This is a genomic window from Streptomyces sp. MUM 203J, from assembly GCF_022414595.1.
In the GTDB taxonomy this organism is placed as follows: domain Bacteria; phylum Actinomycetota; class Actinomycetes; order Streptomycetales; family Streptomycetaceae; genus Streptomyces.
This window is the reverse complement of the sequence record NZ_JADWYO010000102.1, coordinates 1-9,659: the sequence shown is the minus strand read 5'-3', so window position 1 is coordinate 9,659 and position 9,659 is coordinate 1. Positions and strand designations below refer to the sequence as shown.

Genomic DNA, 9,659 nt, shown 5'->3' with positions numbered 1-9,659 from the left:
TGCCCCGCTTCCGCCCGGCGCGGAGGCGGTCGTCCCGGTCGAGTGGACCGACGGGGGCAGCGGCGGCCACGCGGCCACCGGACCACGGGCGCGCCGTGCGGCAGGCCCCGGACCCGGAAGCGCCCGTGTGCCAGGCCTCCGCCCGGAGGGGCCAGGTACAGTGCGAAGACTGACAGACCACTGGTGAGGCCCCCTCGTGTTGACGCACACCACCAGCCGGGTCCTCGAACCCGGCGACCTCGGCGCCGCGCTCGCCATCCTGGAGAGCGAGCCCGTCAACAACGCCTTCGTGACCGCCCGGGTCCAGGCCGCCGGCCTCGACCCCTGGCGGCTCGGCGGCGAGATGTGGGGCTGGTACACCGAGGGCAGGCTCCGCTCCCTCTGCTACGCGGGCGCCAACCTCGTGCCCATCTGCGCCACCCCCGACGCCGTCCGCGCCTTCGCGGACCGCGCCCGCCGCATCGGCCGCCGCTGCAGCTCGATCGTCGGTCCCGCGGCCCCCACCGCACACCTGTGGCGCCTGCTCGAACCGAGCTGGGGACCGGCCAGGGACGTCCGCACCCACCAGCCCCTGATGGTCACCGACCAGCCGGCTCCCGGCATCGAGGCAGACCCCCTGGTCCGCCGGGTGCGCAAGGACGAGATGGACGTGGTCATGCCGGCCTGCGTGGCGATGTTCACCGAGGAGGTCGGCGTCTCCCCGCTCGCCGGGGACGGCGGCCTGCTCTACCAGGCACGCGTGGCCGAACTGGTGGGCGCGGGTCGCGCCTTCGCTCGGATCGAGGACGGCGAGGTCGTCTTCAAGGCCGAGATCGGTGCGGCCACCCCCCAGGCCTGCCAGATCCAGGGCGTATGGGTCGCCCCCGAGCACCGGGGACGGGGCCTGTCCGAGACCGGCATGGCGGCGGTCCTCCAGTACGCGCTGGCCGAAGTGGCGCCGGTCGTCAGTCTGTACGTCAACGACTACAACACGCCCGCCCGCGCCGCGTACCGCCGGGTCGGCTTCCGGGAGGCCGGGGCGTTCATGAGTGTGCTGTTCTAGGGTTCGCCCATGGATGACGACGTCGCGGTGGGCCCCCTCGACCTGCCCGCACGGGTGGACGACGCCCTCGCCGTACAAGCCCTCGCCTTCGGTCTCACCGCCGGCGAGGTCGCCGTGCGCCGGCACATCGTGCTGCGCCACATGGCCTGCCGCGGCGCTCGGTCGTACGGCGCCACGGCCCGCGGCGGCCGGCTCGTCGGCTTCGTGTACGGCATGCCCAACGACCGCGCCCACTGGTGGTCGACCGTCGTCCAGCCGTACCTGGTCCGGGAGGGCAACGAGGGCTGGCTCGACGACTCCTTCGTCATCACGGAACTGCACGTCCACCCCGACTACCAGGGGCGGGGCATCGGCACCGAACTGATCACCACGATCACCGCGAGGGCGGACGAGCCGCGCTCCATCCTCTCCGCGATCGACACCGAGAGCCCGGCGCGCCGCCTGTACCGCTCGCTGGGATACGTCGACCTAGCCCGCCCGGTCCACTTCCCGAGCGCGGCGCGGCCGTACGCGGTGATGGGGGCGCCGCTGCCGCTTCGGCGCCCGTCGGGTGCGCGCTGAGGGCCGGCCCGGCGACAACTGATTTCCGCCTGCCGGGGGCGCCCGGCTAACCTCCTGCCCATCACACTTTTCACCGCAGGAGAGTTCCCCATGGCCCAGGTCCAGCGCATGTCCCGGTTGATGGTCAAGACACTGCGCGACGACCCGGCGGACGCCGAGACGCTCAGCCACAAGCTGCTGGTCCGCGCCGGCTACGTCCGACGCAACGCCGCCGGCATCTGGTCCTGGCTGCCGCTGGGCAAGAAGGTGCTGGAGAACGTCGCCCGCGTCGTCCGCGAGGAGATGGACGCGATCGGCGCCCAGGAGGTGCTCCTGCCGGCCCTCCTTCCCAAGGAGCCGTACGAGGCGACCGGCCGATGGGACGAGTACGGCGCCGAGCTGTTCCGGCTCAAGGACCGCAAGGGCGCCGACTACCTGCTCGGCCCCACCCACGAGGAGATCTTCACGCTGCTGGTCAAGGACCAGTGCACGTCCTACAAGGACCTGCCGGTGATCCTCTACCAGATCCAGACCAAGTACCGAGACGAGGCCCGCCCCCGCTCCGGCATCCTGCGCGGCCGCGAGTTCCAGATGAAGGACTCGTACTCCTTCGACACCACGGACGAGGGTCTCGCGGAGTCGTACCGCCTGCACCGCGAGGCGTACGTGAGGATCTTCGAGCGGCTCGGTCTGCGGCACAAGATCGTGTCTGCCGTCTCCGGCGCGATGGGCGGTTCGGCCTCCGAGGAGTTCCTGGCCCCGGCCCCCGCCGGGGAGGACACCTTCGTGTACTGCCCGGCCTGCGACTACGCGGCCAACACGGAGGCGGTCACCTTCGCGGGCGGCGAGGCGGCCGACGGCTCCGCGCACGGAACGGTCGAGGAGCTGGACACCCCCGACACCCCGACCATCGAGAGCCTCGCGGAGCACCTCGGCGTGCCCGCTTCCGCCACGCTCAAGAACCTGCTCATCAAGGTCGACGGCGAGATCGTCGCCGTGGGCGTCCCCGGTGACCGCGAGGTCGACCTGGGCAAGCTGGAGGACCACCTGGCCCCGGCCGTCGTGGAGATGGTGACCGCCGAGGACTTCGACGGCCGCCCCGACCTGGTCCGCGGCTACGTCGGCCCGCAGGGCCTGGACAAGGTCCGCTACATCGCGGACCCGCGCGTCGCCCCGGGCACGGCCTGGATCACCGGCGCCAACAAGCCGGACACGCACGCGAAGAACGTCGTCTGCGGCCGGGACTTCACCGTCGACGACTACCTGGACGTCGTCGTGGTCGAGGAGGGCGACCCCTGCCCGAAGTGCGGCACCGGCCTGAAGCTGGACCGCGCGATCGAGATCGGTCACATCTTCCAGCTGGGCCGCAAGTACGCGGACGCCTTCCAGCTCGACGTGCTGGGCCAGAACGGCAAGCCGGTGCGGGTGACGATGGGCTCGTACGGGGTCGGCGTCTCGCGTGCGGTGGCCGCGCTGGCCGAGCAGACGGCGGACGACAAGGGCCTGTGCTGGCCGCGCGAGGTCGCCCCGGCGGACGTGCACGTCGTCGCAGCGGGCAAGGCGCTGCAGACGGAACTGGCGCTCGAGGTCTCCGAGAAGCTGGCGGAGGCGGGGCTGCGGGTCCTGGTCGACGACCGTGCGGGGGTGTCCCCGGGCGTCAAGTTCACGGACGCGGAGCTGATCGGTGTTCCGAACATCCTGGTCGCGGGCCGCCGTTCGGCCGAGGGCGTGGTGGAGCTGAAGGACCGTGCGACCGGTGCCCGCGAGGAACTCCCGGTCGCCGAGGCCGTCACCCGCCTGACGGCCACGCAGTGACCCAGGGGCGCGGCGCGTGACGCCACGCGCCGCGCCGCCCCCGCCGTGGGGGCTGCTGTTCCTGCGCTCCGGCCGGGCGGTGCCGGGGCACCCCGGCACTCACCTCCGGAGGCGTGAGGCGCCCCGCTGAGGGCGGTCGTCGCTCCACCGACTGCCCGGTGCGGGGGTGTCACCAGGGAGATGAGGCCACCGCCGCTTCCCGGGGTCCCCCTGTGCGGGACAGGCCGGTGACGGGGGAGAGCAGCCGGGAGCCCGAGGGAGGGCGGGCACAGCGGAACCGGCTCCGTGGCCGCGAACAGCCCGCGCCCCGACCGGCGGCTCCTGCTCGCCGCGCCCGCCCTGAAGCCCGGCCCGCACCGCGCCGGGCCCGGTCAGAGGCAGCCTGCCGCACCCGTGCTGTCGTCCTGGGCGCCCGGCCGCGTCCGCAGGGGCGGGTCCGGCACAGGTTCCGGCGGGTCCGGCACAGGTTCCGGTGCCTCCAGCGCGGGTTCCGCCGCCTGCCCGCCCGCGGATTCCGCCGACGGCGCCACCGTGGGCTCCGACCGCCCCGCCGACACCTGGTGCTCCGCAGATTCGGCCGACCGCTCCAGGAACCGCAGCAGTTCCACCGGGATCGGCAGCACCAGAGTCGAGTTCTTCTCCGCCGCCACGGCCATCACCGTCTGCAGCAGCCGCAGCTGCAACGCCGCCGGCGTCTCCGACATCTCCCGCGCAGCCTGCGACAGCTTCTTCGACGCCTGGAACTCCGCATCCGCGTTGATCAGCCGCGCCCGCCGCTCACGGTCCGCCTCCGCCTGCCGGGCCATGGACCGCTTCATCGTCTCCGGCAGCGACACGTCCTTGATCTCGACCCGGTCGATCGTCACGCCCCACTCCACCGCCGGGTTGTCGATCATCAGCTCCAGCCCCTGGTTCAGCTTCTCCCGGTTGGAGAGCAGATCGTCCAGGTCGCTCTTGCCGATGATCGACCGCAGCGAGGTCTGCGCGATCTGCGCCACCGCGAACCGGTAGTCCTCGACCCGGATCACCGCCTCAACCGGGTCCACGACCTTGAAGTACACGACCGCGTCGACGCGCACGGTCACGTTGTCGTGCGTGATGCCCTCCTGCGCGGGCACCGGCATGGTCACGATCTGCATGCTGACCTTGCGCAGCCGGTCGACACCCGGGACGATCATGGTGAACCCGGGCTCCCGAAGCCTGCCGCGCAGCCGTCCGAACCGCAGGACGACGCCCTTCTCGTACTGCTTGATGACCCGCGCAGCCGCCGCCGCGTACGCCAGGACGGCGCCGACGCCCAGCACGATCGCGGTCAGCAGTTCTTCGCCCATGACGACCCCCTGCCGTCGAACCCGGTCTCCCGTGGGGTGATACGCCCATAGTGCACCCGCCCGGGTCAGGACGAGATGAGTGCCCGGTCCGCTCCGGTGCCCGGAACCGCCTCAGAGCCAGGCCGCGAACTCCAGCAGCAGCTCCGCCTCCCGCACCCGCCCCGCCCCGAGCGCGCGCGTCGCGGACTCGACCGCCCGGAACCGCGTCCAGCCCCGCAGCCGTTCCTGGTCCAGGTCCAGGGAGTCCGCGAGCCTCCGCAGCCGCCGCCGCGCGGCCGACGCCCCGGTGTCCGCCGCCACCAGGTCCTCGACCCGGTCCCGCGCCAGCAGCGCCAGGTCGTACGCCCGCTCGCCCACCACCGGCTCCGGCCCCACCGCCAGCCATGGCGCCCGCTCGCCCGCCAGCACCTTGCCCTGCCGGAAGCAGCCGTGCAGCAGCAGCTTCTCCCCGGCGCCCGCCACCAGCTCCTCCCGTGCCTCCAGCACGGCCTCCACCAGCGGACCCGCCACCTCGTCCGACCGGTACGCGGCCATGGCCCCGGCCTGCCGCGCCGTGCGCTCGGCCACCGGCTCGAAGCCGTGCCCCTCCGGCGGGGCCACCCACAGCCGCCGTACCGTACCCGCCGCCTCCAGCAGCGCCTTCGCCTCAGGCAGGGACCGCAGCGACACGTCCGGCCGCAGCCGCTCCAGCACCAGCCCGGGCCCCGCCGCCTCCGGGTCCAGCAGCCGGACCGCCCCCCAGCCGTCCCAGTGCGCCAGCGCGGCCCGCTCCAGGCCGGGCGCCGCGAACGGCGGCGCCAGCTTCAGCGCGGCCTGCGCGCCGTCCGCCCGCCGCCGGGCCAGGACGACCACGCTGCTGCCGCCCCCCGGCTCCACCACCCGCTCGGCGTCCAGCCCATGTGCGTCCAGGGCCTCCCGTACGGCAGCCGGAACCCGCCCGAGCCAGTCGCCCGCGGGTACCCCGTGGGTTCCGCCGAGTTCCCGCACCAGGCGGTGCGGTGGTTCGAATGCGGCGGCGTCAGCGGCGTGGGCCATACGAGCGGGATTCCTTCGCGTGCGGGGTTACGTCCAGTGAGCGGGGGCTCACGATCGTTCCGCGAGCCCAGGAAAGGCTACGCCGCCGCCGCGCCAGCGCACCGCCCGCACCGCCGCCTCCCGCAGCGCCTCCGCAGCGTCCTCGCGCAGCGCCCCGCCGGAGGCCCGCACGAGGTCCGCGTACGCGCCCGCCACCCGGTCCTCCAGCTCGGCGGCCAGCCGCACCGCCGCGGCCGGGTCCGCCACCCGGAACGGCAGCGCGTACGCCGGAGCGGCGGCTACGGGCGTCCCGCCCAGATCCCGCACGCTCCGAGCCCACGCGTCCCGCCGTGCCCGATGCGCCGCGTACGCCGCAGCCGCCTCCGCCGCCCGCGCCTCCCCGACCCGCGCCCCGACAACCCCGTACCCGTACACAGCGGCGTGTTCCGCCGCCAGCGCCCCCTGCACGGCCTCACGTTCCCGAACGCTCATCCACCCTTCCCTTCAACCGGCCACGACTCCGGCGCCCGCACGTGCCCGGCACCACAGCCCCGGTCATCTGCCCTTCCCCGCACCGGACCGACCCAGCAGATAGGCGTGCCCCGCGCAGGCCCCGGCCACGGAGGCCAGCAGTCGCGCCAGCTCCGGCGGTGCGTCGAGCAGCGCCTCCGTGTGCGCGGCAGCCGTGCGCGTGGCCAGCCCGGCAAGCTCCTTGAGCGTGCCCTCCGGATCAGCCGCGGCTCCCGACGCCGCCGGGGACGAGGAAGGCCCGGCCGGGGCCGACGGCGCCGCGTCGTCCCGGCCGGCGCGAGCCGCCGCGGTCACCCGTCCCGGCTCCTGCCCGGTCCCCTGGCCCGGTCCCGCGGCCCGGTCCACCGCCGGTACCGCACCGGCACCGCCCGCCGGTGCGGGCACCCCCTCCGGAGGAGCCGCCGCTCCGACAGGTGCCGTCGCCTCCGCGGGTGCTCCTGCCCCTGACCGCGTCGCGGCGTCCGCCGGGGCCGCGGACCCCGGCGGCATGAGCGCCGCCACATGCGCCGCCGCCGCGTTCCGCAGGGGCGTGACGCGGGGTCCGAGTGCGGGATGCGCGGCCAGGGCGTCCTCGTACGCCGTCAGGAGCTTCCCGCTCACCGAGGCCGTGCGGCGGCGCAGTGCCTCCTCGGCCTGCCTCGCGCGCTCCTCCGGTGTCAGGGGGCGGGGCGGCTCGGGGCGCGGGGATCCGCCGGAGCAGGCGGCGAGCAGTGCCGTGGCCGCCAGCGCGCCCGCCCCGGTGGCGAGCGCGCGTCTGCGTGTCGTGCCCGTGCGCCCCACGTGTCACTCCTCCGGTACCGGGCCGTTTCGAAGATCTTCGAAGATCACCGGACGCGAGCGTACCCGCGGGTCGTCCGGAGGTGGACGGCAACACCCCTCGGGACCGGATACCCTTTGCTCTGACACGCGACGAACCCACAACAGCACACGCGGCCGAGGAGTCACCCGGATGAGCACCACCCAGAACGAGAGGCTGCGCGGGCTGCTGGAACCGCTGGTCAGCGCGAGACGTCTGGATCTGGAGGAGATCGAGGTGTCCCGGGCCGGCCGCCGGCAGGTGCTGAGGGTCGTCGTGGACTCGGACGCGGGTGTGGAACTCGACGCCATCGCCGAGCTGAGCCGCGTCGTCTCCTCCACGCTCGACGAGACGGACGCGATGGGTGAGGGCGAGTACGTCCTCGAAGTGAGTTCGCCCGGAGCCGACCGGCCTCTCACCGAGCACCGCCACTACGTCCGCGCCACCGGCCGGCTCGTGAGGATCCAGCTTCGCGAGGGTGCTCCGCTGGTGGCCCGCATCCTCGATGTCGACGACGAGGGACTCGACCTCGAGGTCCCCGGAGTGAAGGGGCGCAAGCCCACCGCCCGGCGGGTGGATTTCGCGGACATCGCCAAGGCGCGTGTCGAGATCGAGTTCAGCCGTAAGGACAAGAAGGAAGAGGAGGAGGCGTAGCCGTGGACATCGATGTGAAGCTTCTCAGGGGCTTGGCACAGGAGAAGGAGATCCCCTTCGAGCTGCTGGTCGAGGCGATCGAATCGGCCCTCCTCATCGCCTACCACCGCACCGAGGGAGCCCGCCGCCACGCCCGTGCCGTGCTCGACCGGCAGACCGGCCACGTGACGGTGTGGGCAAAGGAGGAGCCCGGCGAGCTGGAGGAGGGGCAGGAGCCCAAGGAGTTCGACGACACGCCGTCGGACTTCGGCCGGATCGCCGCCACCACCGCCCGCCAGGTCATCCAGCAGCGGCTGCGGGACGCCGAGAACGACGTCACCTTCGGTGAGTACGCCCGGCGCGAGGGCGATGTCGTCGCCGGTGTCGTGCAGCAGGGCAAGGACCCCAAGAACGTCCTGGTGAAGCTGGACGACAAGCTGGAAGCCGTGCTTCCGGTGCAGGAGCAGGTGCCGGGCGAGGACTACGAGCACGGGCTGCGGCTGCGGACGTACGTGGTGCGGGTCGCCAAGGGGGTGCGCGGTCCGTCCGTCACCCTCTCGCGGACCCACCCGAACCTGGTGAAGAAGCTCTTCGGGCTGGAGGTCCCGGAGATCGCGGACGGCTCCGTCGAGATCGCCGCGATCGCCCGTGAGGCCGGTCACCGCACGAAGATCGCCGTACGGTCCACCCGCGCCGGTCTGAACGCCAAGGGCGCCTGCATCGGCCCGATGGGCGGCCGGGTCCGCAATGTGATGGCCGAGCTGCACGGCGAGAAGATCGACATCGTGGACTGGTCCGAGGACCCGGCGGAGATGGTGGCCAACGCGCTCTCCCCGGCCCGGGTCTCCAAGGTGGAGATCGTCGACATGGCGTCCCGTTCCGCCCGGGTGACGGTGCCGGACTACCAGCTCTCGCTGGCCATCGGCAAGGAGGGGCAGAACGCCCGGCTGGCCGCCCGGCTCACCGGATGGCGGATCGACATCCGGCCGGACACCGAGCAGCCGCAGGCGGGCGCGGAAGCGCCGCAGGACTGACCGGGCGGCCCTCGTACGGGGGACCGCGCGGGACGCGGGCCGGTGGCCGGGAATAGGCCGCCGGCCTGTCACGTTGAGCTACAACGAGATCACGACAACGGCCGTTCGATTTTTGCCCCAAAAGGGTGAGGTCGGTGCGGGGAGGTAGACTTAAGCGTGTCTGGCCGGACGCATGCCCGCGCATGCCCTGAGCGTACCTGCGTGGGATGCCGGGAGCGGGCGGCCAAGAGCGATTTGCTGCGCATCGTGGTGATCGAGGGCGCGTGCGCCCCCGATCCACGCGGTACGCTGCCCGGCCGGGGTGCTTATGTGCATCCCGTCCCGTCCTGTCTCGATCTGGCGGTCCGCCGCCGGGCGTTCCCCCGGTCCCTCCGGGTCCAGGGTCCGCTCGACACCGCGGATATCCGCTGTTACGTCGAGCAGGCGAACCCGTAAGAAAGAAGCACGGCACGGAAGCCGGCGGCCAGCCGCCGGGTCCCGCGCGGTTCAGGTACCTCGCGAGTGGAAGTAGGTCGAGATTGCGATGAGCACTCGATGAGTACGCGATGAGTACGCCCATGAAGTAGCGACGGTCCGGCGGTAACCGGACCTAAAAGGAGCGAAGTGGCTAAGGTCCGGGTATACGAACTCGCCAAGGAGTTCGGCGTGGAGAGCAAGGTCGTCATGGCCAAGCTCCAAGAACTCGGTGAATTCGTCCGTTCGGCGTCCTCGACGATCGAGGCGCCGGTTGTCCGTAAGTTGACCGACGCTTTGCAGGGATCCGGCGCAGGCGCCGGCAAGTCCGCTGCCAAGCCCGGGGCGCCCCGCAAGGCCGCCCCCTCCGCCCCCGCCGCCAAGCGCGCGGGTGGCGCCCCCTCGTCCGCCAAGCCCGCCCCGCCGGCCCCGGCGCAGGCGGCTCGTCCGGCTGCCCCGAAGCCCGGCCC

At 73.1% G+C, this 9,659-nt stretch carries 11 protein-coding genes; 7 read left to right on the top strand and 4 right to left on the bottom strand.

Annotated elements, in window-relative coordinates:
* The first annotated feature begins 196 nt into the window (after positions 1–196).
* The 3 genes from I3F58_RS28445 to I3F58_RS28435 all read left to right on the top strand — a co-directional run bounded on the left by I3F58_RS28445 (position 197) and on the right by I3F58_RS28435 (position 3,397).
* Positions 197–1,042 carry a GNAT family N-acetyltransferase gene (locus I3F58_RS28445; RefSeq protein ID WP_240111592.1) on the top strand — a complete coding sequence of 282 codons (846 nt, stop codon included), beginning with the start codon at positions 197–199 and terminating at the stop codon, positions 1,040–1,042.
* Between the two features lie 9 nt (positions 1,043–1,051).
* Positions 1,052–1,603: a GNAT family N-acetyltransferase gene (locus I3F58_RS28440; protein ID WP_240111591.1), complete on the top strand. Its 552-nt coding sequence runs from the start codon at positions 1,052–1,054 to the stop codon at positions 1,601–1,603.
* A gap of 90 nt (positions 1,604–1,693) precedes the next feature.
* Positions 1,694–3,397, top strand: coding sequence for a proline--tRNA ligase (locus I3F58_RS28435; RefSeq protein ID WP_240111590.1), 1,704 nt, complete (start codon positions 1,694–1,696; stop codon positions 3,395–3,397).
* A 371-nt stretch (positions 3,398–3,768) separates the two neighbouring features.
* Here the strand turns inward: I3F58_RS28435 and I3F58_RS28430 are convergent, their stop codons facing one another.
* From I3F58_RS28430 to I3F58_RS28415, 4 genes are all read right to left on the bottom strand, one after another.
* On the bottom strand, positions 3,769–4,728 hold the full coding sequence (locus tag I3F58_RS28430; RefSeq protein ID WP_240111589.1) for a slipin family protein: 960 nt from the start codon (positions 4,726–4,728) through the stop codon (positions 3,769–3,771).
* 111 nt (positions 4,729–4,839) lie between these two features.
* Positions 4,840–5,763 (bottom strand): aminoglycoside phosphotransferase family protein, encoded by a 924-nt coding sequence (locus I3F58_RS28425; RefSeq protein WP_240111588.1) that lies wholly within the window; start codon positions 5,761–5,763, stop codon positions 4,840–4,842.
* 48 nt (positions 5,764–5,811) lie between these two features.
* Positions 5,812–6,234 (bottom strand): ferritin-like domain-containing protein, encoded by a 423-nt coding sequence (locus tag I3F58_RS28420; protein ID WP_240111587.1) that lies wholly within the window; start codon positions 6,232–6,234, stop codon positions 5,812–5,814.
* Between the two features lie 63 nt (positions 6,235–6,297).
* Positions 6,298–7,053, bottom strand: coding sequence for a hypothetical protein (locus I3F58_RS28415; protein ID WP_240111586.1), 756 nt, complete (start codon positions 7,051–7,053; stop codon positions 6,298–6,300).
* Between the two features lie 169 nt (positions 7,054–7,222).
* On the opposite strand from I3F58_RS28415, the gene rimP reads away from it, so the two are divergent.
* The 4 genes from rimP to I3F58_RS28395 all read left to right on the top strand — a co-directional run.
* A complete protein-coding gene (gene rimP / locus I3F58_RS28410) occupies positions 7,223–7,723 on the top strand; it encodes a ribosome maturation factor RimP (protein WP_240111585.1) in 501 nt (166 codons plus the stop codon).
* A 2-nt stretch (positions 7,724–7,725) separates the two neighbouring features.
* Positions 7,726–8,736, top strand: coding sequence for a transcription termination factor NusA (gene nusA, locus I3F58_RS28405; RefSeq protein WP_240111584.1), 1,011 nt, complete (start codon positions 7,726–7,728; stop codon positions 8,734–8,736).
* A 156-nt stretch (positions 8,737–8,892) separates the two neighbouring features.
* Positions 8,893–9,171: a YlxR family protein gene (locus tag I3F58_RS28400; protein WP_240111583.1), complete on the top strand. Its 279-nt coding sequence runs from the start codon at positions 8,893–8,895 to the stop codon at positions 9,169–9,171.
* Between the two features lie 168 nt (positions 9,172–9,339).
* Positions 9,340–9,659, top strand: a 320-nt coding sequence (locus I3F58_RS28395; RefSeq protein ID WP_240111582.1) for a translation initiation factor IF-2 N-terminal domain-containing protein, incomplete at its 3' end; no start/stop codon positions are given.

Coding starts and splice junctions, on each gene's coding strand:
- I3F58_RS28435 (WP_240111590.1), top strand. CDS start 1,694: ATGGCCCAGGTCCAGCGCATGTCCCGGTTGATGGTCAAGACACTGCGC.
- I3F58_RS28425 (WP_240111588.1), bottom strand. CDS start 5,763: ATGGCCCACGCCGCTGACGCCGCCGCATTCGAACCACCGCACCGCCTG.
- I3F58_RS28420 (WP_240111587.1), bottom strand. CDS start 6,234: ATGAGCGTTCGGGAACGTGAGGCCGTGCAGGGGGCGCTGGCGGCGGAA.
- I3F58_RS28430 (WP_240111589.1), bottom strand. CDS start 4,728: ATGGGCGAAGAACTGCTGACCGCGATCGTGCTGGGCGTCGGCGCCGTC.
- I3F58_RS28440 (WP_240111591.1), top strand. CDS start 1,052: ATGGATGACGACGTCGCGGTGGGCCCCCTCGACCTGCCCGCACGGGTG.
- rimP (WP_240111585.1), top strand. CDS start 7,223: ATGAGCACCACCCAGAACGAGAGGCTGCGCGGGCTGCTGGAACCGCTG.